The following is a 25,842-nucleotide window of genomic DNA, read 5'->3' as shown; positions in this document are numbered from 1 at the left end:
GGCCGGGCCGAACCCCCACCCGGCCCGGCCCGGACGACGGCCCGACCGTCCCGACCACCACAGCCGGCCACCACCGCCTCCGGGAGGCCCAGCAATGCCCGTAGTCACCGATCCGTACATGCCCGGCACCCCGTGCTGGGTCGACCTGATGGCGAGCGACCAGCAGGCCGCGCTCGACTTCTACCGCGACCTGTTCGGCTGGCAGGGCGAGGTCGGCCCGGCCGAATTCGGCGGCTACGCCGTGTGCCTGCTCAACGGCCGGCCAGTCGCCGGGATCATGGCGCAGATGGCGCCCGAGGGCCAGCCGGTGCCGCCCGTCGCCTGGACCACCTACCTCGCCTCGGACGACGCCGACGCGGCCAGGACCTCCATCACGGAGGCCGGCGGCACCATCCTGTACGACCCGATGGACGTCGGCACGATCGGGCGGATGCTGGTCGCCGCCGACCCGACCGGCGCGGTGTTCGGGGTCTGGCAGGCGATGGACTTCATCGGCGCGGGCGTGGTCAACGAGCCCGGCGCGCTGGTCTGGAACGAGCTCAACACCGCCGACACCGGGACGGCCGGCAGCTTCTACCAGCCGGCCCTCGGGCTGCGCCCGGCCACCATCCAGGGCATGGACGGCTACTTCTCGCTCAACGTCGGCGAGCGCACGGTGGGCGGCATGCAGGCGATCCCCGGCTACCTGGCGCCCGGCACGCCCTCGCACTGGATGACCTACTTCTCGGTGGACAGCGCCGACTCCACGGTGGACGCCCTGGTCAAGGCCGGCGGCTCGGTGATCCAGCCGGCCTTCGACATGCAGTCCGGCCGGATGGCGGTGGTCCAGGACCCGCAGGGCGCGGTCTTCGCGGTCGTCGAGTCGCCCGAGGCGCAGATGCCCGACTCGCCGTAACCCCGTCCGGTCCCGTCCCGGCCCACTCCGGTGGCCCGGCCCGGCCGGGCCGCCGGAAGCCGCCCTTCCCGCGACGCGCCGCCGGGAAATGGGCGGCTTCCCCCCGTTCCCGGGTAAGACTGCACCCATGCTGGGGCTACCGGACGACATCCGTGCTTTCCTCTTCGACCTCGACGGGGTGCTCACCCAGACCGCGAAGGTGCACGCCGCGGCCTGGAAGGACACCTTCGACGCCTTCCTGCGTGCCGAAGCCGCCCGCACCGGCGGGCAGTTCGTCCCCTTCGACGCCGTCACCGACTACGACACCTACGTGGACGGCCGCCCGCGCCTGGACGGCACCCGAGCGTTCCTGCTCGCCCGGGGCATCGAACTGCCCGAGGGCACCCCGGAGGACCCGCCCAACTCCCGTACCGTGCAAGGGATCAGCCGGGCCAAGAACGACACCGTGCTGCGGCTGATCCGGGAGCGGGGCGTCCAGCCGTACCAGGGCTCGGTGGACTACGTGCACCGGCTGCGCGCGGCCGGGCTGCCCAGCGCCGTGGTCTCCTCCAGCGCCAACTGCCGCGACGTGCTGCGGGCGGCCGGGATCGAGGAGCTGTTCGAGGTGATCGTGGACGGCAACGTCGCCAGGGCCGAGGGCCTGCCCGGCAAGCCCGCCCCCGATACCTACCTGTACGCCGCCCGCGCCCTCGGCGTCGAACCTGCCCGCGCCGCGGTCTTCGAGGACGCGCTCGCGGGGGTCGCCTCCGGCCGGGCCGGCGGCTTCGGCGCGGTGGTCGGGGTGGACCGCACCGGCCAGGCCGCCGAACTGCGCCGAGACGGTGCGACCGTGGTCGTCCAGGACCTCTCCGAGCTCCTGGGGGAGGGGGGAGCGTGAGCGGGCGCAGCGAGCGAATCATCGAGAGGCGCGTGTGGGCGAATGCCCCTGCCGAGCGCGGCGAGGTGGGCGCATGAGTCCCGGGGACAACTTCGCGATCGACCCGTGGCAGATCACCGAACAGGGCCTCGACCTGGCCTCGATGGCCCGCGCCGAGTCCGTATTCGCGCTGTCCAACGGGCACATCGGCCTGCGCGCCAACCTGGACGAGGGCGAGCCGCACGGCCTGCCCGGCACCTACCTCAACGGTGTCTTCGAGCTGCGCCCGCTGCCGTACGGCGAGGGCGGCTACGGCTATCCGGAGTCCAGTCAGAGCGTCATCAACGTGACCAACGGCAAGATCATCCGGCTGCTGGTGGACGACGAGCCCTTCGACCTGCGCTACGGCGAACTCGTCAGCCACAAGCGCTGGTTGGACTTCCGCGAGGGCCTGCTGCACCGCGAGGCCGAGTGGACCTCCCCGGCCGGGCGGACGATCAAGGTGCGTTCCTCCCGGCTGGTCTCGCTCACCCAGCGCGCGATCGCCGCCGTCGAGTACAGCGTCGAGGCGGTGGACGGCCCGGTGCGGATCGTGCTCCAGTCCGAGCTGGTCGCCAACGAGCAGCTGCCCGGCGGCCCCGAGGGCGACCCGCGGGCCGCCGCCGTGATGGAGGCGCCGCTGCAGCCCGAGGCGCACCACGCCAGCGCCACCAAGGCCGTCCTGGTGCACCGCACCCGCTACAGCGGCATCCGGGTCGCGGCCGGGATGGACCACATCATCGAGGGCCCGGAGAAGTCCGACACCGTCGCCGAGTCCGAGGCCGACCACTGCCGGATCAGCGCCACCACCGTGCTCAAGGCCGGCCAGCGGCTGCGGCTGACCAAGTTCATCGCCTACGGCTGGTCCGGCACCCGCTCGCTGCCCGCCGTCCGGGACCAGGTGGAGGCCGCGCTGACCGCCGCCCGCTACACCGGCTGGGACGGTCTGGTCGCCGAACAGGCCGCGTTCCTCAAGGAGTTCTGGGAGACCAGCGACATCGCGATCGAGGGCGACGTCGAGCTCCAGCAGGCCGTCCGGTTCGCCGTCTTCCACGTCCTGCAGGCGGGCGCCCGCAGCGAGGAGCGGGCCATCCCCGCCAAGGGCCTGACCGGGCCCGGCTACGACGGGCACAGCTTCTGGGACACCGAGACCTTCGTCCTGCCGGTGCTCACCTACTGCCTGCCCGCCGCCGTCAACCAGGCCCTGCGCTGGCGGCACACCACCCTGCCGCTGGCCCGCGAGCGGGCCGTCCAACTCGGCCTGTCCGGCGCGGTGTTCCCGTGGCGGACGATCCGCGGCGAGGAGTGCTCCGGGTACTGGCCGGCCGGCACCGCGGCCTTCCACATCGGCGCCGACATCGCCGCCGCCGTCGCCCGCTACGTCCGGGCCACCGGCGACGCCGAGTTCGAGCGCGAGTACGGGCTCGAACTGCTCGTCGAGACCGCCCGGATGTGGCGCTCGCTCGGCCACCACGACGTGTCCGGGAGGTTCCGCATCGAGGGCGTCACCGGCCCCGACGAGTACAGCGCCGTCGCGGACAACAACGTCTTCACCAACCTGATGGCGCAGAGCAACCTGCGGGCCGCCGCCGAGGCCGCCGTCCGCCACCCGCACGAGGCCTCGCTGCTCGGCGTGGACACCGAGGAGACCGCCGCCTGGCGCGACGCGGCCGCCGCGATGTACATCCCGTACGACGAGGACCTCGGCGTCCACCCGCAGGCCGACGGCTTCACCCACCACCAGGTGTGGGACTTCGAGCGGACCCCGCCGGAGAAGTACCCGCTGCTGCTGCACTTCCCGTACTTCGACCTGTACCGCAAGCAGGTGGTCAAGCAGGCCGACCTGGTGCTCGCCATGCAGGTCCGCGGCGACGCCTTCACCGACGAGCAGAAGGCCCGCAACTTCGCCTACTACGAGCGGCTGACCGTCCGGGACTCCTCGCTCTCCGCCTGCACCCAGGCGGTCATCGCCGCCGAGGTCGGCCAGCTCGACCTCGCCTACGACTACACGGCCGAGGCGGCGCTGATGGACCTGCACGACCTCGGCGGCAACACCCGGGACGGCCTGCACATGGCCTCGCTCGCCGGGGCCTGCATCGCCCTGGTGGCCGGCTTCGGCGGGCTGCGCGACCACAGCGAGACGCTCTCGTTCCGGCCGCGGCTGCCGTCCGGGCTGATGCGGCTGAGCTTCTCGCTGCTGGTGCGCGGGCACCTGCTCGGCGTCGAGATCACCCATGAGCGCACGACGTACACGCTGCGCCGCGGCGAGGTCCTCCACCTGCGGCACGACGGCGAGGCGGTGCAGGTCGAGTCCGGTTCACCGGTCACCCTGGCGACCACCGTCCCGCCCGCGCAGGAGCGGGTCGCCCAGCCCCCGGGCCGCGAACCCGGCCGCCGCCAGCCCCAGGCCGGCCTCGCGGCCGGCAAGCTCGGCCAGCAGGACCACCTGGCGGCCGAGTAGCCCGTACCCCGCTCACTCCTTCGGCCCGCCCCGGCTGCGCCCGCCACCTCCCCGGCGGAGGGTGCAGGTGTCCCGTGGCGACCGAAGGAGCACAGCCGTGGTGAGCGTGGCCGAACAGATGGTGGACGTGCTCCGGCAGGCCGGGGTGGAGCGGGTCTACGGCGTCGTCGGAGACAGCCTCAACCCCGTCGTGGACGCGATCCGCCGGGCCGACGGCATCAGCTGGGTGCACGTGCGCAACGAGGAGGCCGGCGCCTTCGCGGCCGCCGCCGAGGCCGAGCTCTCCGGCCGGCTCGCGGTCTGCGCCGGGTCCTGCGGCCCCGGCAACACCCACCTGATCCAGGGCCTGTACGACGCCCAGCGCAGCGGCCTGCCCGTGCTCGCGCTCGCCTCCCACATCCCGTCCGGGCAGATCGGCACCGGCTTCTTCCAGGAGACCCATCCCGAGCGGGTGTTCACCGACTGCAGCAACTGGTGCGAGATGCTCTCCACCCCCGCCCAGCTGCCCCGCCTGCTGCGGGTCGCCGTCCAACACGCGCTGGGCTCGCACGGCGTCTCGGTGCTCGCCTTCCCCGGGGACGTCGCCGCGCTCGCCGCCGCCGCACCCACCGGCACCAGCCACTTCCTCACCGAGGAGGCCGTCGCCGCGCCGCCCTGGTCCCAGGTGCAGGAGCTGGCCCGGCTGCTCAACGCGGCCCGCAAGGTGGTCCTGTTCTGCGGCGCCGGGGTGCGTGCGGCGCACGCCGAGGTGATGGCGGCCGCGCAGGCCCTGAACGCGCCGATCGGCCACTCCCTGCGCGGCAAGGAGTGGATCCAGTTCGACAACCCGTACGACGTCGGCATGAGCGGACTGCTCGGCTACGGCTCCTGCCACGAGGCGCTGCACTCCGCCGACCTGGTGCTGCTGCTCGGCACCGACTTCCCGTACGACTCCTTCCTGCCGCAGGCGCACACCGTCCAGGTCGACCACGACGCCACCCGGCTCGGCCGCCGCACCCCGCTCGACCTGGCCGTCCACGGCGACGTGGCCGCCACCCTGCGGGCCGTGCTGCCGCTGCTGGACGCCACCCGGGACCGCGCCTTCCTGGACGGGATGCTGCGCAAGCACTGCCGGGCGCTGGAGGACGTGGTCGGCGCGTACACCCGGGACATCGAGAAGCACCTGCCGATCCACCCCGAGTACGTCGCCTCGGTGCTGGACGAGGTGGCCGCCGAGGACGCGGTGTTCACCGTGGACACCGGCATGAACAACGTCTGGGCCGCCCGCTACCTCCAGCCCAACGGCCGCCGCCGGGTGATCGGCTCCTTCCTGCACGGCTCGATGGCCAACGCCCTCCCGCACGCGATCGGTGCCCAGCTCGCCTGCCCGGGGCGGCAGGTGGTCGCGATGGCGGGCGACGGCGGGATCGGCATGCTGCTCGGCGAGCTGCTCACAGTGGCCAAGCACCGGCTGCCGGTGAAGACGGTGGTCTTCAACAACGGCGCACTGGGCATGATCAAGCTGGAGATGCTGGTCTCCGGCTACCCGGAGTCCGAGATCGACAACGGGGACGTGGACTACGCCGGGATCGCCCGGGCGATGGGCATCCAGGCCAAGCGGGTCACCGAGCCGGCCCGGGTCCGGGAGGCGCTGGCGGAGGCGCTGGAGCGGCCGGGCCCGGCCCTGGTGGACGTGGTCACCGATCCCAATGCGCTGTCCATCCCGCCGTACATCACCGCCGCCCAGCTGAAGGGCTTCGCCCTGGCGGCGGGCCGGACGGTGCTCTCGGGCGGCGTCGGGCGCATGATCGACCTGGCCCGGAGCAATCTGCGGAACATCCCGCGGCCGTGAGTGCGGGGAGGCGGGCCCCTCCGGGGCTCTTGCCTCTGGGGCAAATTTCTTGCCCCTGCGGCACGCCGGGTGTCCACTGGACACATGACCAGCAGCTCCACCGGTGCCGCCACGACCGGCGAACAGCTCGACGACCAGGAGGTCGCCGGCCTCGCCGCCCGCCTCCGTGAGCACCGGCTCAGCAGTCGCCTCACGCTGGAGGTGGCCGCCGGACGGGTCGGACTCTCCCCAGCCTATCTGTCCCGGCTGGAGACCGGCCGACGGCAGCCCTCGCTGCCCGTCCTGCTCGGCCTCGCCCGCGCGTACGGGACCTCGGTCTCCGGCCTGCTCGGCGAGACCCTCGCCGAGCCGGACCCGATCGTCCGCGGCGGCGCCATCGAGCCCGGCCGGGCCGGCGGCTGGGGCTACCGGCGGGCCGGCGCCCCCGGCCGCGCCATGCAGGCCCTGCGGGTGCACGTCCCGCCGGGCGTGCAGGACTCGGTGGTCCGGGTCCACCCGGGCGAGGAGTGGCTGTACGTCCTGAAGGGCGCGCTCCGGGTCACCCTCGGCGACCGCGTCCACCAGCTCGGGGTGGGCGACTCCGCCCACTACGACTCGCTCACGCCGCACTGCATCGCCGCGGAGTCGGACAGCGGCGTCGAACTGCTCTTCGTCCACACCCTGCTGCAGAGCCCCGGCGGCGAACTCTGCCTCGGCGGCGGCCCCGCCGCCGTTCACTGACCAGCCGTCAGAACACCCCGGAGGAGATCACCATGGCCGATCCCACCACCACCGCCACCCCGGCCGCTGCCGCCGACACCGCCGCGGGTCCGAAGACCATGGACGCCGGCAAGTGGGCCAACAAGCGCGTCTACCACCGCCTGGTGATCTACACCGCCGGCATCCACATCTTCGCCGGCTTCATCATCCTCCTGTTCGAACTGGGCAGCCGCAACAAGTAGTTCGAACCCCTGACCGTCCGCCCGCCCCCACCCCCGAGGGAGGCGGGCGGACCCTCTCCCCGAACCGGCCCCGCGACCGACCTCGCTCAGGCCCCGCGCAGCAACTCGCACAGGGCCCGGACGGCCCCGGCGAAGGCGTGCTCCGGCGGGGTGGCGTAGCCGATGACCAGGGCGGGCGGGGCTTCGGCGGTGGCCGGGGTGACGCGGTGCCGGGTGAGGCCGCCGAGGGAGAGACCGGCCTGCTGGGCACGGGCGACGAGTTCGGCTTCCGGGGTGGAGCCGGGCGGCAGCTGGAGCACGGCGTGCAGGCCGGCCGCGATGCCGGTGACCCGGACGTGCGGGGCGTGTTCGGCGAGCGCCGAGACCAGGTGGTCGCGCCGGCGCCGGTAGTGCAGGCGGCAGCGCCGCACGTGGCGGTCGTAGGTGCCGGAGGTGATCAGTTCCGCCAGCGTCAGCTGGTCCAGCGCCGGGGACATCGTGTCGGCCAGCGACTTGAGCCGGGCGACCGGCTCGACCAGCGCGTCCGGCAGGGCCAGCCAGGCCAGCCGCAGGCCCGGTGCGAGGCTCTTGGCGGCCGTTCCGGCGTACACCACCCGCTCCGGGTCCAGCGCCTGCATGGCGCCGAGCGGTTGCCGGTCGTAGCGGAACTCGCCGTCGTAGTCGTCCTCGACGACGTACCGGTCGTGCTCCCGCGCCCACCGCACCGCCTCCGCCCGCCGGTCGGCGGAGAGCGCCGCGCCGGTGGGGTACTGGTGCGCCGGGGTGAGCAGGACGGCGCCCGCCCGGCTGTCGAGCCGGTCGACCAGGGCGCCGTCCGCGTCCAGCGGCACCGGGGCGGTGGCGAGACCGGCGGCCCGGGCGACCGCGTGCTGCGGCGGCAGCCCGTACTCCTCGACGGCCAGAGCGCGGGCGCCGCGTTCCCGCAGGGCGGCGCAGAGCAGGCCGAGGCCCTGGGTGACGCCGGTGCAGACAAGCAGGTGGTCGGGGTCGGTGCGGACGCCGCGGACCCGGGCCAGGTAGTGGGTGAGCGCCTGCCGCAGTTCGATCCGGCCGAGTGGGCTGCCGTAGTCGAGGGCCTCGTGCGGTGCGGTGGCGAGGGCGCGGCGGGCGGCGGCGAGCCAGGCGGTGCGGGGGAAGAGCGAGAGGTCGGGCCGTCCGGACATCAGGTCGTACCGGGCGGTCGGGCGCCCCTGCGCCGGTCGGGGGGCCGGCCGCCGGCCCTGGGACGGCTCCGGCGCGGCCCGTCGGGCGACGGTGGTTCCGGAGCCCTGCCGGGAGCTGAGCCAGCCTTCCGCGGTGAGCTGGCCGTACGCCTCGACCACGGTGTTGCGGGCGATCCCGAGGTCCTCGCCGAGCGCCCGGGAGGACGGCAGCCGGGTGCCGGGGGCGAGCCGCCCGTCCTGGACGGCCTCGCGCAGCGCGTCCTCCAGGGCGGCCCGCAGGCCGGCGCCGGAGGCCCGCCGCTCGGTGAGGTCCAGGTGCAGGTCGCCGCCGAAGGTGGTCCAGGAGGTGGTCCGGGAGGTGCTCACAACCCCCATTCTCGCGTGGCGGGGGCGGCGGGGTGCCGGGGGCGCCGGGCGGTGCCGGCGGGCTCCTCGACGGTGGTGGGGGCGGTGCGGGTGGTGGTCATGGTGTCCTCCCGGTCGGTTAGCGTCCGTCACTGGACCGACGGATCCCGACGCGAGGATGTGACACGGTGAGCGAGGAAATCCCCCCGGCCGAACCGGCCAAGCCTGCCGAACCCGCCGAACTGGCCGAACTGGCCCGGCGTTTCGAGGCGGAGCGCCCCCAACTGCGGGCGGTGGCCTACCGGATGCTCGGGTCGATCGCCGAGGCCGAGGACGCCGTCCAGGAGGCCTGGCTGAAGCTGGGCCGCAGTGACGCGGGCGGGGTGCGCAACCTCGGGGCCTGGCTCACCACGGTCGTCGGCCGGGTCTGCCTGGACCAGTTGCGCTCCCGCACCTCCCGCCGGGAGGACCCGATGCCCGAGCAGGAGGACCGGGTGCGGCTGCCGGACCCGGTGGTCGGCGGGCCGTCGGCGCTGGACCCGGTGCACGAGGTCCTGGTCGCGGACTCGGTCGGGATCGCGCTGATGGTGGTGCTGGAGACGCTCTCCCCGGCGGAGCGGGTGGCCTTCGTGCTGCACGACATGTTCGAGGTGCCCTTCGACGGGATCGCCGAGGTGCTGGGCCGCACCTCCGCCTCCACCCGACAGCTGGCCAGCCGCGCCCGCCGCCGGGTCCAGGGCGCCACCCCGGCCGCGGACTCCGACAACGCCCGCAAGCGCACGGTGGTGGAGGCCTTCCTGAGCGCCGCCCGGGGCGGCGACTTCGACGCCCTGCTGACCGTGCTCGACCCGGACGTGGTGGCCCGGTCGGACGGCGGCACGCTGGTGCCGAGCGCGCTGCGCCGCGGTGCGGCGGACGTCGCCTCGCAGGCGATCACGTTCGCCCGCTTCGCCGCCGAGGGCCGGATCGTCCTGGTCAACGGCTCGCCCGGGGTGGTGTCCTTCGCCGAGGGCCGTCCGCTGTCGGTCATGTCGTTCACCGTCCACGGGGGCCGCATCACCGCGCTGGACATCCTCACCGATCCCGTCCGCCTGGCCGCCCTGGGCCTCACGGCGTGACCGGTCGGGGCGCCCGGCCGGCTGCCGGGCGGCCCGGGCCGGGGATCAGGCCAGCCCGCCCGCGGCCCGGAGGTTCTGTCCGGTGAGCCAGCGCCCTTCGGGCCCGGCCAGGAAGGCGACGACGTCGGCGATGTCCTCGGGCCGGCCGAGGCGGCGCAGCGGGGTGAGGCCGGCCACGCGGTCGAGGGCCTCGGGCGGGTTGGTGCCGCGCAGCAGGTCGGTGTCGGTGGCGCCGGGCGAGACGGTGTTGACGGTGATCCCGCGCGGACCCAGTTCGACGGCGGCCACGGCGGTGAGCTGCTCGACGGCGCCCTTGCTGGCGGCGTACGCGGCGATGCCGGGGACGGGCCGGACGGTGTTCACCGTCGAGATGTTGACGATCCGTCCGCCGTCGCGCATCCGGCGGGCGGCGTAGCGGACGGTGGTGAAGGCGGTGCGGGTGTTGACCGTGAACAGGGTGTCGAGGTCCGCGTCGGCCAGCTCGGCCAGCGGGGTCGGGGTGAAGGAGCCGGCGGCGTTGTTCACCAGGACGTCCAGTCCGCCGAGCCGCTCCTCGGCCTCGGCCATCAGCCGCTCGGCGGCACCGGCTTCGCCGAGGTCGGCCCGCAGCGCCCAGGCGCGGCCGCCCTCGGCCTCCACGGCACGGACGACCTCGGCGGCGGCCCGTTCGTCGTGGGCGTAGCCGAGGACGACCTGCGCGCCGTCGCGGGCCAGCCGCCGGACGACGGCCCGCCCGATGCCCCGCGAGCCGCCCGTGACGACCGCCGCCTTCCCCGTGAGCGGGGCCGGCCCGCCCTGTTCCTCAACCACGTTTCCTCCACGTCCTGTTCGCCGTCGTTTCCCGGGCCACTGTCGCACGCGCCACGGTGCCGCCGATGGCGAGCCCCGCACCGGTGGCGGGCGCCCGGCTCGGGGCGCGGGCGTGCGACGAGGTGGCGGTGCAGCTGCCCGAGGCCGGGCACCGGCCGATGTCCTCCCGGCCGGCCGAGCTCGCGCAGGCCCGGGCGGGGCGAGGCGGGCCGGGGCGGTCCGGACGGCTCAGAGCGACAGGTAGACCGCGCTGCCGACGCCGGCCAGGAAGCAGTAGAGCGCGAACGGCGTCAGGCTGCGGGTCTCGAAGTACCTGGTGAGGAAGCGCACCGAGACGTAGCCGGCCACGAAGGCGGCGAGGCTGCCCGCGAGGACCGGGCCGAGCACGCCGGAGTTCTCCGGCTTGAACAGCTCCGGCACCTTCAGCACCGAGGCGGCCAGGATGACCGGGGTGGCGAGCAGGAAGGAGAACCGGGCCGCGTCCTCGTGGTGCAGTCCGCGCAGGATGCCGGCGCTCATGGTGACGCCGGAGCGGCTGATGCCGGGGAACAGCGCGAGGATCTGTGCGGCGCCGATCCAGGCGCCCTGCCCGTAGCCGAGCCGGGTCAGCCGGTGGTCGGAGGCGATCGCCGGGTCCGTGCCCGGCTCGTCGTCGGCGGCGGCGGTGATGCGTCCGGCCCGGCGGCGGCCGGTGCCGCCGCGCTTGAGCCGCTCGGCGCCGAGCAGCACGAGGCCGTTGAGGGCGAGGAAGACCGCGGCCGGGACGGGCTTGCCGAGCGCGTTGCGCAGGGCCTTCTCCAGCACCAGGCCGGCCACGCCGACCGGGATGGTGGAGAGGACGAGCAGCCAGGCGAGCCGCTCGTTGCGGGTCTCCACCCGGCGGTGCCGGATCGAGCCGAACAGCCCGTCGGCCACCCGGACCCAGTCCTTGCGGAAGTAGACCACCAGCGCGAGCGCGGTGGCCAGGTGCAGGGCGACCAGGGCGGCGAGGTACGAGGAGCCCTCGGCGGTCATGTCGAGGTCGTGCTGGATCCTTCCGCCGACCAGGGCGGGCAGCAGGATGCTGTGGCCGAGACTGGAGACCGGGAAGAGTTCCGTCACGCCCTGGAGCAGGCCGACGCCTATCGCTTCCGGGTAGGTCAGGGTCGACATCGCGCACCTTCGCTCGGGGGTCGGTGGCCGCCCGGATCCGGGGCCGTCGCGAAGCTACTACGGGCATGTAGACGTTCGCCAACCCCGCCGTCGGAAGTTCACCGACCGTACGGCTGCGCGACACCGGGGCCGAAATGACCGATCAGCGCCGCTGCCACGGAGGCCAGGACGGTGGCGGACGGGACGGTCCGATGCGCGGCGTCGCCGAACAGCACGAGGGCGGTCACCGCGGCCGGTGTGCCCGCCAGCGGCAGGGCGACGGTCAGCGCGGCGAACAGGCGGGGGCGGGGGCGGGGCGCGGGGTCCGGGCGGGTCACGGGCGGTCTCCTTCGGGCTCGACCCGCGCCACGATGCCGCCTCCCGCAGCGTCAGGTGCAAGTCCTTTTCCGCCGCCGCCGACGTGGGGTCGGCTGCCGTCGGCCCTTCCTCAGGTTGCCGCCACCCGCCGCCACCCCGGCCCGTCCGCGGCCACCGGCGCGGCCGCGAAGTCGTAGCGCAGCAGGTCCGGTCCGAGCGCGAGCAGCGAGATCGAGGAGGAGCCCCAGATCCGTCCGTCGCCGAAGTCCCGCCGCTGGACCAGCGCGGCGTCCGCGTCCGGGGCCAGCCCGTCCCCGGCGACGATCGGCAGCCACCCGCCCCAGGCCGCCTCGACCGATCCGTCGGCGGTCGGTCCGGGCCGGGGCACGGCGGTGAAGCGGGACCGGAAGTGGGCGGCCCGCGCGGCCATCAGGGCGCGGATCCGCTCGGAGGCGGTCCGGCCGGCCGCCAGGCCCTCCAGCCCGTCGTTGAGCACCACGCTCAGGCCGGACGGCAGTTCGCGTTCCTCCAGCCGCCCGCCGCCCCAGCTGAACACCCGGGCGCCGTCGGCCCGGGCCAGGACGAGGTGGAACGGGTCGTACGGGGTGAGGTCGAGGTGGCCGATCCCGCCCTCCCGGAGGGCGGTGAGCGGCAGCCGGCCGCGGGTACGCCGGGCGTCGGTGGGGGCCAGCGGGCCGAAGCCGTTCAGCAGGCAGGCGGCGGTGCGCCGGCCGGGGTCGACGGCCAGCCAGGTGCCGCCGGCCGCGAGGTCCAGTCCGCCGAGCAGTTCCGGACGGTCAGGCCAGTGGCGGTCGGGCGGCAGCCAGGCGCGGCCCAGGTACTCGTCCCGGACGGACAGCAGCAGCACCGGGACGGCCGCTCCGGGCTCGATGCTGACGAACGCCGTGCACACGACCGTGCCCCCTGACCTCGACCTTCGGCGACCTCCTGCCGACGATCCCCTGCCAGCGATCCTCGCACGGTCGTTCGTACGCCGGAAGTGGCCGGGACGTGCCCCGGAAGTGGCCCAAGGAACAGGTGGCCGAACGCACCAGGACGCCAGGCCACCGCGCTCCTAGGCTGGCGGCCATGACGACGAACGAGACGACGGCCGTGACGACCGGCACGCACGGGGCCCCGGTGCCCGCCCCCGAGCAGCGCCTGCTGATGCACAAGCTCGCCCCCGCCTACTACCAGGCGATGATCGCCGTGGACCGGGCCTCCCGGGAGGGCCTCGACCCGGTGATCGCCGAGCTGGTCAAGGTGCACGCGTCGATGATCAACGGCTGCGCCTTCTGCATCGACATGCACTCCGCCGACGCTCGCAAGCACGGCGAGCAGGACCACCGCCTGGTCTCGCTCCCGGCCTGGCGCGAGACCCCGTGGTTCACCGCCCGCGAGCGCGCCGCCCTGGCCCTCACCGAGTCGGTCACCCTGCTGACCCGGGGCCACGTGCCGGACGCCGTGTACGCGGAGGCCGCCGAGCGGTTCGACGAGACCGAGCTGGCCCAGCTGATCGCGCTGATCGCCACCATCAACGCCTGGAACCGGATCGGCGTGTCCACCCGCATGAGCCCGGCCGCCAGGTGAGCGCCGCGGACCCCGCCGTCCGGCGGGAGAGGGCCCGGCTGCTGCGCGAGCTGCACCGCCCGGGCGAGCCGCTGGTGCTGGCGAACGCCTGGGACGTGCCGAGCGCCCGGCTGGTGGCCGCCGCCGGGGCGCGGGCGGTGGCGACGGCCAGCGCGAGCGTGTCCTGGTCGCTCGGCAGCGCGGACGGCGGCGGCGCCGACCCCGAGCAGGTGCTGGCCCGGACCGCCCAGGTGGTCCGCGCGGTCGACCTGCCGGTCACCGCGGACCTGGAGGGCGGCTACGCGGACACCGCCGCAGGCGTCGGCGGGACGGTCGCCGCGCTGATCGCCACCGGCGCCGTCGGGGTGAACCTGGAGGACGAGGGCCGTCCCCCGGAGGAGGCCGCCGAGCGGATCGCGGCCGCCCGGGCCGCGGCGGACGCGGCCGGCGTGCCGCTCTTCGTCAACGCCCGCACCGATGTCTTCCTGCACGGGATCGGCGCCCCGGAGGGCCGGTTGGACGACGCGGTGCACCGGCTGCGGGCGTACGTCGCGGCGGGCGCGGACGGGGTGTTCGTCCCCGGGGTGGCCGACCCGGAGACCATCGCCGCCCTGGTCGCGGCCGTCCCGGCGCCGCTGAACGTGCTGGCCGGTCCCGGCTCCCCGGCGGTCGCCGAACTCGCGAAGCTCGGCGTGGCCCGGATCAGCCTGGGCCCGGGCCTGGCCGAGGTGGCGTACCGGGCGGTCCACCGGGCCGCCCGGGAGGTGTACGGGAGCGGCACGTTCGGCGCGTTCGCCGAAGGGCTGAGCTACCCGGAGCTCAACCGGCTGTCCGCGGGCTGAGCCCCGCGGCCCGGATGCCGCGCGTCGGGTGCCGCGCGTCGAGTGCCGTGGGCGGCCGACCGTTCGGGGGTCGGCCGGCCGCCCACGGGCCGGTCGCCGGGCGGGTGCGCCACCGGGCCGTCCGGTCACCCGACCACCCGGCCACCGACCGCCCGGTCACCTGATCGGCGGATCGATCAGTTGAGGACGTGCCCGCTGAGCCCCGGGTGGTCCAGCTGGTTGGTCCCGATCGCCTCGATCTCGTTGGCCGGCTTGCCGACCAGCGGAAGCGTGCCCACGGTCCTCAGCGCGAGGTCGGCGGGAGAGACTTCGAGCCCGTCGGTGAGCCCGCCGGTGACGTCCGGCGAGGAGGCGGTCTGGGCGGTGGCGGAGGCCGCCGGGGCGGCGAGGGCGAGGCCCGCCATGGTGAGGGCGGCCAGGGTGGCGAGTTTCTTCATGCCCTGGCGAACGACCCGGACCGCCCTCAGGTAACCGGCCGGCTCAGACCGTCACCCACAGGGTGCGCACGCTGTTGCTGACGAACGAGGCGATCGGCTCGTTCGTCCGCCCCTGCGCCGGGGCCAGCCCGGGGAAGCGGGCGAACAGGTGCCGCAGCGCCGTCTCGGCCTCCAGCCGGGCGAGCCCGGAGCCGAGGCAGAAGTGCGGGCCGTGGCCGAGCGACAGGTGCTTGGCGGGCTGCCGGGTGAGGTCGAAGCGGTCCGCGTCCGGGTGATGCCCGGAGTCCCGCCCGGCCGCCGCGTACGAGGCCAGCAGCGCCTCGCCGCGCCGGATCACCACGTCGCCGACCGCGATGTCCTCGGCCGCGTAGCGCAGCGGGAACTGCCCGACCGGGGAGTCGAAGCGCAGGGTCTCCTCGACCACCGCCGACCACGGCTGTTCCCCGTCCAGGACGAGCCGCAGCTGGTCCGGGTGCGCGAGCAGGGCGCGGACGGCGTTGGTGATCAGGTTGAGCGTGGTCTCGTGCCCGGCGACCAGCATCAGCAGCAGGGTGCCGACCAGCTCGGCCTCGCTGAGCCGCTGCCGGTCGAGGGGGTGGCCGGCCTCGCGGACGGCGATCAGGTCGCTGGTCAGGTCGTTGCCGGGCTCGGCCCGCTTGGCCGCCACCACCGAGGCCAGCAGCGCGTTCAGGCCCCGCTGCGCGGCCAGGGCCGCCGCCGGGGTGGCCGAGCTGGAGACCATGGTGTCGGAGAGCTCGTGCAGTTCGTCCTGCTGCTCCAGCGCGAGGCCGAGCAGTTCGCCGATCACCTGCATCGGCAGCGGGTAGGCGAAGTGCCGCCGCAGGTCGAACGGGCCCTCCAGCTTCGCGACCTCGTCGAGCAGCGCGATCGTCCGGGCCTCGACGGCGGGGGCCAGGTCGGCGATCCGGCGCGGGGTGAAGGCCTGCGAGACCAGCCCGCGCAGCCGCCGGTGGTCCTCGCCGTCGGCGGTGACCATGCCGGGGACGGCGATGAAGTTGAGCAGCGGCCAGCCCTCCGGCAGCAGTCCCTCCCGGAAGGTGTTCCAGAGCCGGGCGTCCTTGCCGACCCGGGGGTCGGCCAGCAGCGACTGGAGGGTGTCGTGGTGGGTTACCGCCCAGACCACCACCCCGCCAGGGAGCTCCACCAGGACCGCGGGGCCGGCCGCGCGGAGTCGGGCGTTCTCGCCGTGCTGGTCGCGGCCGAAGGGGTCGAGTCTGATGGGCTCGGCGCGGGTTCCGGCGTCGGTGGTGGTGTCCATGCGGGCCTCTCGGGGGCTGGCGGGCGGGGCGGGGTGAAGGCGCTGTAGAGCACCGGGAGGGCGGTCAGGGCCCGGGACCACGGGGACGGGCGCCAGGTCAGCTCTCCTGCGGGTACGGCCAGTTGGAGGTCGGGGAGGCGGTGCAGCAGGGTCTCGACGGCGGTCTCGACGATGATCCTGGCCGGGTGCTGGGCCGGGCAGACGTGCCGGCCCGCGCCCCACGCCAGGTGCGCCCGGTTGCCGCCGAGCGAGCCCTGGGCGGCGGCGGACACGCCCTGCGCGGCCGGGTCGGCGTTGGCCGCGGCCAGGCCGAGGACGAGCATGTCGCCGGCGCTGATGTACTGGCCGCCGAGCACGGTGTCGCCGGTGGCCCAGCGGCCGGGAAAGTTCTGCGTCGGCGGGTCGCGCCAGAGCACCTCCTCCAGCGCGTCGGAGACGGTCAGCCGCCCGCCGGTGAGGGTGGCCCGGAAGCGCCGGTCGGTGAGCAGCAGCCGCAGGGTGTTCCCGGTCCAGTTGATCGAGGTCTCGTTGCCCGCGACCATCAGCACCACCAGGTGGTGCACCGCCTCCTCGTCGGTCAGCCCGGCGGGGTGGGCGAGCAGCCAGGAGGTGAGGTCGGCGCTGGGCGCGGCCCGGCGGCGCCGGACCAGGTCGATCAGGATCGCCTGGAACTCGGCGCCGGCCCGCTGCGACTCCGCGCTGCTGTCCACGAAGTGGCTGATCAGCTCGACCAGTCGGGGCCCGGCCTCGGCCGGCAGGCCGAGCAGCTGGGTGAAGACCAGCAGCGGCAGCCGCCGCGCGTACTGGGCGATCAGGTCGGCGGTGCCGTCCGGTCCCCAGCTGTCGATCAGGCCGTTGGCGGCGGCCTCGGTGGTCCCGCGCAGCTGGTGGTGGTCGATCTGGGCGAGGGTGTCCGAGACGGCGGAGCGCAGCCGCTGGTGCTCGGCGCCGTCCAGGTTGAGCAGCGTCGGGCGCCAGGAGGTCATCGTCAGCAGCCGGGAGTCGGTGGGCAGCCGGCCCTCGGCGGGCACCCGCCAGCGGCGCGAGTCCTTGGAGAACAGCGCCTCGTTGCGGGTGAGTTCGAGCAGCTCGGCGTAGCCGAGGACGAGCCAGGCCTCGACCCCGGGCTCCAGCTCGATGGGGGCGACCGGCCCGTAGCGCTCGCGCAGCCGGGCGTACAGGCCGTGCGGGTCCTCGGCGACGGCCGGGCCGTACAGCGGGGTCAGCGGGACGCCCACGGGCAGTCCGCCGGGCAGGCCGGTGCCGTGGGCGACGGGGCACCCGGCGGCGCCGGGGGGTTCGGGGGTGGTCATCCCTGGAGCTCCAGGATCGAGCTGCGGTGCAGGTGGTCGACGAAGTCGATCAGCAGGTCGTAGGACTGCCGGCGGTCGCGCGCGTCGCAGTGCAGGATCGGCACCTCCGGCAGCAGGTCCAGCGCCGAGCGCAGCTCCTCCTCCGGGTAACCCGGGGTGTCCGGGAAGGTGTTGACCGCGACCGCGAACGGGATGCGCTGCTCCTCCAGCCGGCCGAGCACGTCGAAGCTCTCGTCCGGGCGGCGCAGGTCGACCATGGCGATGGCGCCGAGCGCGCCGCGCGACAGGTCGTCCCAGAGCGGCCAGAACCGCTGCTGCCCGGGCGTGCCGAACAGGTACAGCGCGAGCCGTGAGTTGAGCGTGATCCGGCCGAAGTCCAGCGCCACCGTGGTGGTGGTCTTGCCGGGGCGCCCGGTGAGGTCGTCGATGCCCGCGCTGGCGGCGGTCATGGTCTCCTCGGTGCGCAGCGGGGTGATCTCGCTCAGCGAGCCGACCAGGGTGGTCTTGCCCACCCCGAACGGACCGGTGACCAGGATCTTGACCGCGCCCTGCACCGAGGAGGGCAGGTACTGCGGTCCGTCGGCGGCACCGGACGCGTCGGTCGAGTCCGGGGCGTCGGGGACGGCTTCAGCGGAGTTGGCGGAGGCCAACGAGCACCTCCTCCAGGAGGGTTGCGGGCAGGCGTTCGGCCTGCGGGACGGGCGGGAGCACCTGCACGGCGCCGAGGTCCCACAGGTCTCCGACCAGCACCTTGACGACGCCGAGCGGCAGCCCCAGGTGGGCCGCCACCTCGGCGATGGACAGCAGGCTGTGGCAGAGGTCGAGGATGCGCCGGTGCTCGCGGTTCAGCAGCGGGTGCTCGGGCAGGTCCGGCGGGTCGGGTAACGCGCTGACCAGGCTCTCCAGGGCCAGCTCGGCCCGGGTGGAGCGGCTGCGCCCACCGGTGATGACGTACGGCCGGACCGGGCCGCTCACCGGTGGCCCCCCGACGCGTGGTCGACGCGCGGCGGGCTGGTGAGGTGGGTGCCGATCCGTTCGACCAGGACCTGCATCTGGTACGCGACCAGGCCGGCGTCGACCGCCTCGCTGGTCACCACGGCCAGGTGCGCGCCGGCCCCGGCGGCGACGACGAAGAGGTAGCCGCCGCCGTACTCGATGATGATCTGGCGGGTGGCGCTGCCCGGCCCGCCGAAGCCCGTCGCGACGCCGCGGGCCAGCGACTGCAGTCCGGAGCAGGCGGCGGCGAGCCGTTCGGCGTCGTCGCGGGCGATGCCGGCGCTGCGGCCGATCTCCAGGCCGTCGTTGGAGACGACGACGGCGTGCTGGACCTGCGGGACGGCGATGATGTCGGCGAGCAGCCAGCCGAGATCAGGGGTGGTGGTCATGGAACTCTCCGGAGCGCTGGGGAAGTCGGGGGGAAGCGGGAAGGGAAGGGTCGGACTGGGCCTGGGCCCGGGCGGCGGTACGGCCGCTGGCGGTCCCGGCCTGGAACATCGCCATGAACGCCTGCGCGTCCCGGGCCGAGCGGTAGGGCGGCGCGGGCTGCGGTGGGGGAGCGGCGTGCTGGGCGGGGCGGCCCGTGCGGCCGCGCCGGTGGCTCCGGCGGGGCAGCGGGGGCGGGGTGTCGCCGGTGGCGGCGTGCCGGCCGGACGGCGGGGTCTCCAGCAGGGGGTGACCGACGGGGGAGGCCGGTCGGGGGCCGGGGTTGAACGCCCGGTCGTCCGGCCCGAGGCCGGGGACGGTGGGCGGCAGCGGCTCGGTGAGCAGCGCGTTGGGCAGCAGCAGGACCACGCGCACGCCGCCGTACGGCGAGGGCGCCGAGCTGAGCGTGACCCGGAAGCCGTACTGCTCGGCGAGCCGGCCGACCGCGGCCAGGCCCAGTTGCGGGACCTCGCCCAGCCGGGAGACCTCCAGGGTGCTGCCGCCGGCCAGCGCGGCCGCGGCCTTGACGACGGCCTGTTCCGGCATGCCGACGCCGCCGTCGTCGATCTCGATGACGGCGCCGTTGTGCACCGGCATCAGGGTGACGAACACCTGGGTGCTGGGCGGGGAGTAGCGGGTGGCGTTGTCCAGCAGTTCGGCGATCGCGTGGATCAGCGCCTCGGCGGCGGCGCCGACCACCGCGGTCTCGGTCCGGCTGCGCACCACCACGCGCTGGAACGGCAGGATGCGCGACTGGGCGCCGCGGACGACGTCCTCCAGGGGGACCGGTTCCGGCCAGTGCCGTCCGGCCCGCGCGCCGCACAGCACGGCCAGGGTCTGGGCCAGCCGGGCCTGTTGGGCGGCGGCGTGGTCGGCCTTGAGCAGGCCCTCCAGCAGGGCCGGGTCGTCGTGGGTGCGCTCCATCTCGTCCAGCAGCGCCTGCTGGTCGTGGGCCATCACCAGGATCCGGCGGGCGACGCTGAGGAAGGCCCGCTGGGTGGAGGCGGTGTGCTCCTGCTCCTGCTGGACGGCGGCGAGGTCCTCGCCGCGGCGGGAGAGTTCGGCGGCCAGTTGCTCCTGGAGGGCGGCGAGTTCGCCGTGCAGCCGGTCGGCGCGGCGGCGCTGGGTGACGGACACGGCGCGGTACCGCGCGGCGGCCACGAGGGCGAGGACGGCGAGTACGCCGGTTGCCGTTACGGACCACTGAGTCATCGTCACGCCGCGAATTCTAGGGTGATGATCCTACGAAGGTGTGAGCGGATCTCGCCAAGTGACCGGATCTCGTCAATATCGAGTCAATTCGGCGCCAATCGGCACTCGTTCGACCCCGATCCCTGCGCCTGACGAGCCGGGGGAGCAGCCCGACCGGCACCGGTGGGAACGCCGGAATCGAGCCCGACGGCCGGATCGCGTTCCGCGATGTGTGGGGCCCGTGTGCACGGTGTTACGGAAGGGGCGTCGTCCGGTGCAGGAGCAGCAGCGCCACGTCGTCCGGCCGGGACCGCCGCTCGGTCACGTTCAGGGTGAGCAGATCGGCCAGCCGCTCCAGCGCCGGTGCCGGGCCGATCCGCCCCGGACCCGTCTGCCGCGCCCACAGTTCGAGCCCGCCGAGCATCCGCTGCACCGACTCGTCGTAGTCCTCCTCGCGGTCCTCGACCAGCCCGTCGGTGTACGCCAGCAGCGTTTCCCCGACCGCCAGCCGCTCCACCGCCAGTGGGTACGGCTGCTCCGGGTCCACCCCCAGCGGCGGCCCGCCCAGCAGCTCCAGCTCGACGGCCGCGGCGTCGGCGGTGATCCGCACCGGCGCCGGGTGCCCGGCCCGGGCGGCGGTCAGCGCGCCGTCGGCCGGATCCAGGGTCAGGTAGAGGCAGGTCGCGAACAGCTCGGTGTCCAGCTCGGCCAGCAGCCGGCTGGTGCGGGTCAGGGTGGCGGCCGGGTCGTGCCCGTCCGTCGCGTACGCCCGCAGCCCGCTGCGCAGTTGGCCCATCACCGCGGTGGCCTCGGCGTTGTGGCCCTGGACGTCGCCGATCACCAGCCCGATCCGGCCCTCCGGCAGACGCAGCAGGTCGTACCAGTCGCCACCGATCTGCATGCCCTCGGTGCTCGGCAGGTAGCGGGCGGCACTGGCGATCCCGGACAGCCGGGGCAGGGTGCGCGGGAGCATCGCCCGCTGCAGCTCGGAGGCCCGGTGGTGGTGGGTGTCGTACAGCCGGGCCCGCTCCAGGGACTGCGCCAGGATGCCGGCGAAGGCCGAGTACAGGGTCCGGTCCTCGCGGCTGAACACCCGCTCGGCGGCGAAGGTGATCAGGCAGGAGCCCACCTGCTGCCCGGAGGCGACCAGCGGCAGCACCGCCCAGGCGGCCGGGGCGAGCGGATCGCGCCGGGAACGGGCCGCCGAGGGTTCGCTGAACAGCGGGGCGGAGCGGGCCAGCGACCGCTGCATCACGCCCTCGGACAGGTCCGCCAGCCGGGTGAGTTCGGTGCGGCGCGGGCCCCCGTACACGGTGTGCGAGACGGGCAGCAGCCGGCCCGCGTCCACCAGGTCCAGGACGATGCCGGCGGCGCCGAGCGCCGGACGGGCGACGTCGGTGACGGCCGTGGTGACGTCCCGGACGGTCACCGCCCGGGACAGTGCCCGGGTGAGCGTCAGCAGCAGTGCCGTCCGGGCGGCGGCCGGGGAGTTCCGCTCCTCGGCCGGCGGCTGCTCCCGGTACCCGGCCTCGGCCAGCAGCCCGGCGATCCGCACCGGCCGCCCGTGCACGTCCAGCATCACCTCGCCGGACTCCTCGACCCGGGCGGGCCGGCCGCCGGGCCGCAGCACCCGGTAGCCGATCCGGTAGCGGCCGCCGGTGGCCAGCGCCTCGGCGAGCGCGGCCTGCACGTCCGGAAGGTCCTCCGGGTGGACCAGCCGGTCCAGCTCGGGGGCGGCGCCGTCCGGGGCGGCCGGGCGGCCGGCCACCCGGAACGCCTCGGCGTCCCAGTAGCTCTCGCCGGTGACCAGGTCGCGCTCGAAGGCGCCGTGCCCGGCGGCCCGCACCGCCAGCGAAAGCAGCGGGTGGGCCGGCCCGGCCGGGCGGCCGTCCGCCGCCCGCGGACCCTCGGGCAACCGGACGCCGTAGGGTGCGCGGGTGCCGTGCGGCAGATGGGCGTCGGCGTGGTCCAGCAGGTGCGAGACCCGGTGGGCGCAGGCCTCGGCGACGGTCTCCAGGACGTCCAGGTCGCGGCGCGGGACGGTGCCCCGGTGGGCCAGCGCGAGGGCGAGCACCCCGATCGGCCGCTCGTCCACGACCATCGGCAGGGCGATCACGGCCACCATCCCGGTGCCCAGTCCGGCGTTCGCGTTCGGATAGTCGACGCTGGTGTGCTCGGGGCTGAGCAGGTACGGGCGCCGCAGCCGCAGGGCCATCGCGGCGGGCAGCTCCCCGGCCGGATCGACCACGCCGTAGCGCTCGTGCGCCCAGTCCGGCAGCCCGTGCGAGGCGGTCAGCCGGAGCATCCCGGCGGAGTCCAGCAGGTACAGCGCGGACCCCTCGCCAGTGATCCAGCTCGGGCCCTCGGCCAGTACGGTGCCGAGCAGCTCGGCGGCGCTGGTGCAGCCGAGCAGCAGGCGCACGCAGCGCATCGCACTGCGCGCGGTCGGACTGTCGGCGGGCTCCAGGGGCACTGACCCTTAATACCCCATTTCCCCAAGCGGTGAATGGTTCCCCAAGAGGTGAACGGGGACCGGGCCGTCGCACCGGCACCGGCACCGGCACCGGCGCTGGAGAGGTGGCCGTCCGTGCCGGCGGCTGTCCGCGCGGGCGGTGCCGCCCTCCGGTCCGTGCGGGCCGGCCGCCTACGCGGGCCAGGCGCGGAGGCCGGTGGTGAGGGTGGCGATGAGGCGGTCGTGCGTGGTGGCGAGGTCCTCGGCCAGCCGGAAGCCGCCGGCGGTGGTGAGGGAGGCGAAACCGTGGGCGAGGGAGCGGACGGTGCGGGCGGCGTGGATCGCCTCGGAACCTTCGAGGCCGTACTCCCGCAGGACGGCGATGATCACGCCGACGAGCCGGGCGCCCGCGCGGGCCAGCTCGTCGTCGGGCTGCGGGGCCTGGGGGAGGGCGTTGTAGCGGTGCGGGTGCGCGGTGGCGTACGCGTGGTAGGCGCGCAGTACGGCGGCGACGGCGTCGTCCCCGCTGCGCCCGACGGCCGCCTCGGCCAGCCGGTCGGCCAGGTCCCCGGTGACCCGTACGGCGATCAGCAACCGCAGTTCGGCGAGGCCGCCGCTGACGTGCTTGTACAGCGAGGGAGTGGCGACCCCCGCCCGGGCGGCGACGGAGGCCAGCGTGAGGGCCTCGGAGCCCTGCTCGTCGATGAGGGCGAGGGCGTGGTCGACGACCTGGTCGGGGGTCAGTCCTACGCGGGGCATGGGTTCGGGCTCTCCGTACGGATGACGTCGGGTGGATCGGGCGGGTTCGGGCAGGAGCGGGCGGTGGGGACGGGCGGGGCTCAGCCGAGCTCGGCGAGGAACGGCAGCAGGGCGTCGGCGGTGGCCGTCGGGTTGTCGGCCATCGGGTAGTGCCCGGACCCCTCGATCATCACCTTGCGCGCGCCGAGCGCGGCGGCCTGCCGGTCGGCGACGAGCTCCGGCTTCGGGAAGTCGGGGTCCTTGCTGCCCATGACCACCAGCGCCGGGCACCGCACCGCGGCCGTCCAGCCGACCGGCGCCGAGTCGCCGTGGACGTACCCGCGGGTGGCGGTCTTCCGCCCCGGGGTGCGCAGCGCGGCGACCAGTCCGTCCACGTACGCGTCGAAGTCGGCGGGCTTGGCACCCGGGAAGGCCATCCGGCGCAGGTAGAAGCCCCAGGAGGCCGGCCAGTGGACGAGGGCGGCGCCCATCAGGCCCATGACGCCGCGCATCAGGGCGCCCGGCGGCGGGTTCTCGACGAAGGCGTTGAGCAGGACGATCCCGGCGACCCGCTCGGGCGCGTCCCCGGCGGCCCTGACGACGGTCGCCCCGGTGTAGGAGTTCCCGGCGAGGACGGCGCGCTCGATGCCGAGGTGGTCGAGCAGGGCGAGGACGTCGCCGGCGATGGCGGCCGGGCCGTAGTCGTCCCACTCGACGGAGGACTCGCCGAAGCCCCGCAGGTCCACGGTGACGACGCGGTGGCCGGCGGCGACGAGCAGCGGGCGCAGGTGCCGGTAGGCGGCCCGGCTGTCGAGCATGCCCGGGAGCAGGACGACGGGGGTGCCGTCGCCCTGCCGGGTGTCGTCGAAGGCGATCCGGCCGCCGGGAACGGTCAGGTACTGGGTGCTCGGGGTGATGGTGCCGTTCATGGGGGTCCTCCTCGGGCCGCCGGTGCGGGGCATCGGCGTGCGGGCCGATAGCCATAAAGCTAAGGCTAATAGCCTTAGCCGTCAAGCGAATGGCCGGGTGAGGGATGGAACGGAAGGAGCGGATGGAGCGGAAGGGGTGATCAGACTCCCTCCACCTTGAACGGGTCGTGCTCGCTGAGCAGCTTCTCCAGCCTGGCCTGGTCCACCCGGGTGACCATCTCGTTGGACTCCTGCCGGTCCCGGATCACCTTCGCCAGCGTGAACGCCGAGGTGACGGTGTAGAGGAGGCCGATCCCGAGGAAGGCCCTGGTCCATCCGCCGACCGGCAGGTAGGCGATCCCGAGGGCGAGGGCGACGCCCGACAGGGCGAAGGAGAGGACGGCCTGGATGTGGTACGCGGCCGTGGTGCGGGTCTGCATCGATGTGCTCATGGCGCCAGGATGTGGCCGCCCGGACGGGGCGCACATGAGTAGGAGTACTCAGATGGGGCCGTGCGCGAGGGGGGTGTTCGCCGGTGTCGTTCGTTGACGTCCGATCACTTTGCCCTAGGCTGCTCCGAACGGATGGCTTGGAATCAGAGCCTCCTAGGATTAACGTTTGATAACGCAGCGCGGTTGTCAACGCCGTACCCAGACGGCACCGTGCGCCGTCGCCTAATCCCGCCGACCCGCCTCCGGGCAGGTCAGGGAGCCGGGGAACCACGTTCCTTGGGGTGAATCGGCGGGGCTCCGGCCCAGCCGTAGGAGACCTTCCTGCTCCGAACCCGTCAGCTAACCCGGTAGGCGCGAAGGAAGGAAAGGAGCGCGCCTCCGTGGCGTCGACGCACACCCCGGCACACCCGGCCGGCTTCGCAGCCGGTACCCAGCTCCTCGACCACCCCGGCACGGACGGCCCCGAGGCCTTCGGCCCGGAGGACTTCCCCGCGGAGGTCGAGACCAACCGCCACCGGATGCCGCGTCAGACCCGCGGAGCCTCCCCACTGCTCGGCGTCACCGCCGTCGCCGCCACCCTGGGCGCCACCGGCTTCGCCTCGGCGACCCCGGCCGCCGCCCCCGCCGTCGAGGCCCCGGACGAGACCCCGGTCGCCCTCTCCGCCGACCCCGGCCTCGCGCTCGCCGCCCGCATCCAGCACCAGGCCGACAGCCAGCGCACCGCCGCCGAGGAGACCGCCCGGCTCCAGGCCGCGCAGGAGGCCGAGGCCAAGGCCGTCGCCAAGGAGGCCGAGGCCAAGCGCGCCGCCGAGGAGGCCGAGCGGGTCAAGGCCGCCGCCCTCACCCTCCCGGTGAAGGACTACCGGCTCTCCGCCCACTACGGCCAGAGCGCCCGCTACTGGGCCAACCTGCACACCGGCCTGGACTTCGCCGCCGACACCGGCACCCCGGTCTACGCGCTCGGCCAGGGCACCATCACCTCGGCCGGCTGGGCCGGCTCGTACGGCTACCGGATCGTCGAGACCCTGCCCGACGGCACCGAGATCTGGTACTGCCACCTCTCCTCGATCACCAAGGGCTCCGGCAAGGTCGCCCCCGGCCAGCAGATCGGCAAGGTCGGCGCGACCGGCAACGTCACCGGGCCGCACCTGCACATGGAGGTCCGCCCCGGCGGCGGTGCCCCGGTCGACCCGGAGCCCTGGCTCCAGCAGCGCGGCCTCAACCCCTGACCCGCGCGAGAAACCCGGCGCACCCGCGAGAGGCCCGCACACCCGCGCGAGAAACCCGACGCGCACGCACGGAGGCCCCGGCCCGGAGCCGCAGCTCCGGGC

Annotated in this window: 26 protein-coding genes and 1 riboswitch; of the genes, 10 read left to right on the top strand and 16 right to left on the bottom strand. The window is 74.7% G+C overall.

Annotated elements, in window-relative coordinates; genetic code table 11:
• The first annotated feature begins 94 nt into the window (after window positions 1-94).
• The 6 genes from ACWGJO_RS33825 to ACWGJO_RS33800 all read left to right on the top strand — a co-directional run bounded on the left by ACWGJO_RS33825 (window position 95) and on the right by ACWGJO_RS33800 (window position 7,023).
• Window positions 95-895, top strand: a complete 801-nt coding sequence (locus ACWGJO_RS33825) for a VOC family protein (protein ID WP_452189600.1) — start codon at window positions 95-97, stop codon at window positions 893-895.
• 127 nt (window positions 896-1,022) lie between these two features.
• On the top strand, window positions 1,023-1,772 hold the full coding sequence (locus ACWGJO_RS33820; RefSeq protein ID WP_452189599.1) for an HAD family hydrolase: 750 nt from the start codon (window positions 1,023-1,025) through the stop codon (window positions 1,770-1,772).
• Between the two features lie 73 nt (window positions 1,773-1,845).
• Complete coding sequence (locus tag ACWGJO_RS33815; RefSeq protein WP_452189598.1) at window positions 1,846-4,251, top strand: glycoside hydrolase family 65 protein; 2,406 nt, start codon at window positions 1,846-1,848, stop codon at window positions 4,249-4,251.
• 118 nt (window positions 4,252-4,369) lie between these two features.
• Window positions 4,370-6,082: a pyruvate dehydrogenase gene (locus tag ACWGJO_RS33810; RefSeq protein WP_452189602.1), complete on the top strand. Its 1,713-nt coding sequence runs from the start codon at window positions 4,370-4,372 to the stop codon at window positions 6,080-6,082.
• A gap of 84 nt (window positions 6,083-6,166) precedes the next feature.
• Window positions 6,167-6,802, top strand: a complete 636-nt coding sequence (locus tag ACWGJO_RS33805) for a helix-turn-helix domain-containing protein (RefSeq protein WP_359897928.1) — start codon at window positions 6,167-6,169, stop codon at window positions 6,800-6,802.
• A 32-nt stretch (window positions 6,803-6,834) separates the two neighbouring features.
• Window positions 6,835-7,023 carry a DUF6126 family protein gene (locus tag ACWGJO_RS33800; RefSeq protein ID WP_452189597.1) on the top strand — a complete coding sequence of 63 codons (189 nt, stop codon included), beginning with the start codon at window positions 6,835-6,837 and terminating at the stop codon, window positions 7,021-7,023.
• Between the two features lie 86 nt (window positions 7,024-7,109).
• On the opposite strand, the gene pdxR is transcribed toward ACWGJO_RS33800, so the two are convergent.
• Window positions 7,110-8,552, bottom strand: a complete 1,443-nt coding sequence (gene pdxR, locus ACWGJO_RS33795; protein WP_452189596.1) for a MocR-like pyridoxine biosynthesis transcription factor PdxR — start codon at window positions 8,550-8,552, stop codon at window positions 7,110-7,112.
• A 221-nt stretch (window positions 8,553-8,773) separates the two neighbouring features.
• Between pdxR and ACWGJO_RS33790 the strand changes: the two genes are divergently transcribed.
• Complete coding sequence (locus tag ACWGJO_RS33790) at window positions 8,774-9,649, top strand: sigma-70 family RNA polymerase sigma factor (protein ID WP_452189601.1); 876 nt, start codon at window positions 8,774-8,776, stop codon at window positions 9,647-9,649.
• Between the two features lie 45 nt (window positions 9,650-9,694).
• Here the strand turns inward: ACWGJO_RS33790 and ACWGJO_RS33785 are convergent, their stop codons facing one another.
• The 4 genes from ACWGJO_RS33785 to ACWGJO_RS33770 all read right to left on the bottom strand — a co-directional run bounded on the left by ACWGJO_RS33785 (window position 9,695) and on the right by ACWGJO_RS33770 (window position 12,821).
• Entirely contained in the window at window positions 9,695-10,459 is a 765-nt protein-coding gene (locus tag ACWGJO_RS33785; RefSeq protein ID WP_387726241.1) for a glucose 1-dehydrogenase, read from the bottom strand.
• 228 nt (window positions 10,460-10,687) lie between these two features.
• A complete protein-coding gene (locus ACWGJO_RS33780) occupies window positions 10,688-11,611 on the bottom strand; it encodes an undecaprenyl-diphosphate phosphatase (protein ID WP_452189595.1) in 924 nt (307 codons plus the stop codon).
• Window positions 11,612-11,709: 98 nt separating this feature from the next.
• Window positions 11,710-11,928 carry a hypothetical protein gene (locus ACWGJO_RS33775; RefSeq protein WP_452189594.1) on the bottom strand — a complete coding sequence of 73 codons (219 nt, stop codon included), beginning with the start codon at window positions 11,926-11,928 and terminating at the stop codon, window positions 11,710-11,712.
• 110 nt (window positions 11,929-12,038) lie between these two features.
• Window positions 12,039-12,821, bottom strand: coding sequence for an NRDE family protein (locus ACWGJO_RS33770; RefSeq protein WP_452189593.1), 783 nt, complete (start codon window positions 12,819-12,821; stop codon window positions 12,039-12,041).
• Between the two features lie 176 nt (window positions 12,822-12,997).
• On the opposite strand from ACWGJO_RS33770, the gene ACWGJO_RS33765 reads away from it, so the two are divergent.
• Together ACWGJO_RS33765 and ACWGJO_RS33760 are read left to right on the top strand one after the other, a co-directional pair.
• On the top strand, window positions 12,998-13,498 hold the full coding sequence (locus tag ACWGJO_RS33765) for a carboxymuconolactone decarboxylase family protein (protein WP_452189592.1): 501 nt from the start codon (window positions 12,998-13,000) through the stop codon (window positions 13,496-13,498).
• On the top strand, window positions 13,495-14,319 hold the full coding sequence (locus ACWGJO_RS33760; RefSeq protein ID WP_452189591.1) for an isocitrate lyase/PEP mutase family protein: 825 nt from the start codon (window positions 13,495-13,497) through the stop codon (window positions 14,317-14,319). Before ACWGJO_RS33765 ends, ACWGJO_RS33760 begins: the two co-directional genes overlap by 4 nt.
• Window positions 14,320-14,495: 176 nt before the next feature.
• Here the strand turns inward: ACWGJO_RS33760 and ACWGJO_RS33755 are convergent, their stop codons facing one another.
• The 11 genes from ACWGJO_RS33755 to ACWGJO_RS33705 form a co-directional block, all read right to left on the bottom strand.
• On the bottom strand, window positions 14,496-14,756 hold the full coding sequence (locus tag ACWGJO_RS33755; protein ID WP_452189590.1) for a hypothetical protein: 261 nt from the start codon (window positions 14,754-14,756) through the stop codon (window positions 14,496-14,498).
• Between the two features lie 43 nt (window positions 14,757-14,799).
• A complete protein-coding gene (locus tag ACWGJO_RS33750; RefSeq protein ID WP_452189589.1) occupies window positions 14,800-15,903 on the bottom strand; it encodes a cytochrome P450 family protein in 1,104 nt (367 codons plus the stop codon).
• The gene (locus ACWGJO_RS33745) at window positions 15,885-17,348 is read right to left on the bottom strand and encodes a cytochrome P450 (RefSeq protein WP_452189588.1); all 1,464 of its coding nucleotides are present in this window, start codon (window positions 17,346-17,348) and stop codon (window positions 15,885-15,887) included. Before ACWGJO_RS33745 ends, ACWGJO_RS33750 begins: the two co-directional genes overlap by 19 nt.
• Window positions 17,345-17,998 (bottom strand): GTP-binding protein, encoded by a 654-nt coding sequence (locus ACWGJO_RS33740; protein WP_452189587.1) that lies wholly within the window; start codon window positions 17,996-17,998, stop codon window positions 17,345-17,347. The genes ACWGJO_RS33745 and ACWGJO_RS33740 overlap by 4 nt, the downstream gene beginning before the upstream one ends.
• Window positions 17,976-18,323 (bottom strand): DUF742 domain-containing protein, encoded by a 348-nt coding sequence (locus ACWGJO_RS33735; protein WP_359897915.1) that lies wholly within the window; start codon window positions 18,321-18,323, stop codon window positions 17,976-17,978. The genes ACWGJO_RS33740 and ACWGJO_RS33735 overlap by 23 nt, the downstream gene beginning before the upstream one ends.
• Window positions 18,320-18,733 (bottom strand): roadblock/LC7 domain-containing protein, encoded by a 414-nt coding sequence (locus ACWGJO_RS33730; RefSeq protein WP_452189585.1) that lies wholly within the window; start codon window positions 18,731-18,733, stop codon window positions 18,320-18,322. The genes ACWGJO_RS33735 and ACWGJO_RS33730 overlap by 4 nt, the downstream gene beginning before the upstream one ends.
• Window positions 18,717-19,982, bottom strand: coding sequence for an ATP-binding protein (locus ACWGJO_RS33725; RefSeq protein ID WP_359898088.1), 1,266 nt, complete (start codon window positions 19,980-19,982; stop codon window positions 18,717-18,719). The genes ACWGJO_RS33730 and ACWGJO_RS33725 overlap by 17 nt, the downstream gene beginning before the upstream one ends.
• 232 nt (window positions 19,983-20,214) lie before the next feature.
• Entirely contained in the window at window positions 20,215-22,434 is a 2,220-nt protein-coding gene (locus ACWGJO_RS33720) for a SpoIIE family protein phosphatase (RefSeq protein WP_452189584.1), read from the bottom strand.
• 171 nt (window positions 22,435-22,605) lie between these two features.
• A complete protein-coding gene (locus tag ACWGJO_RS33715) occupies window positions 22,606-23,172 on the bottom strand; it encodes a TetR/AcrR family transcriptional regulator (RefSeq protein ID WP_452189582.1) in 567 nt (188 codons plus the stop codon).
• Window positions 23,173-23,252: 80 nt separating this feature from the next.
• Complete coding sequence (locus tag ACWGJO_RS33710) at window positions 23,253-24,080, bottom strand: alpha/beta fold hydrolase (protein ID WP_401048834.1); 828 nt, start codon at window positions 24,078-24,080, stop codon at window positions 23,253-23,255.
• A 140-nt stretch (window positions 24,081-24,220) separates the two neighbouring features.
• Complete coding sequence (locus ACWGJO_RS33705) at window positions 24,221-24,511, bottom strand: YiaA/YiaB family inner membrane protein (protein ID WP_452189579.1); 291 nt, start codon at window positions 24,509-24,511, stop codon at window positions 24,221-24,223.
• Window positions 24,512-24,720: 209 nt separating this feature from the next.
• Window positions 24,721-24,879, top strand: a riboswitch (cyclic di-AMP (ydaO/yuaA leader).
• A gap of 12 nt (window positions 24,880-24,891) precedes the next feature.
• On the opposite strand from ACWGJO_RS33705, the gene ACWGJO_RS33700 reads away from it, so the two are divergent.
• On the top strand, window positions 24,892-25,740 hold the full coding sequence (locus ACWGJO_RS33700; RefSeq protein WP_359897907.1) for a M23 family metallopeptidase: 849 nt from the start codon (window positions 24,892-24,894) through the stop codon (window positions 25,738-25,740).
• Window positions 25,741-25,842 lie beyond the last annotated feature (102 nt).

The sequence above is a fragment of the Kitasatospora sp. NPDC054795 genome (genome assembly GCF_053611565.1).
Note: the sequence above shows the minus strand (reverse complement) of the source record. Positions and strands in the feature narration are given on the sequence as shown.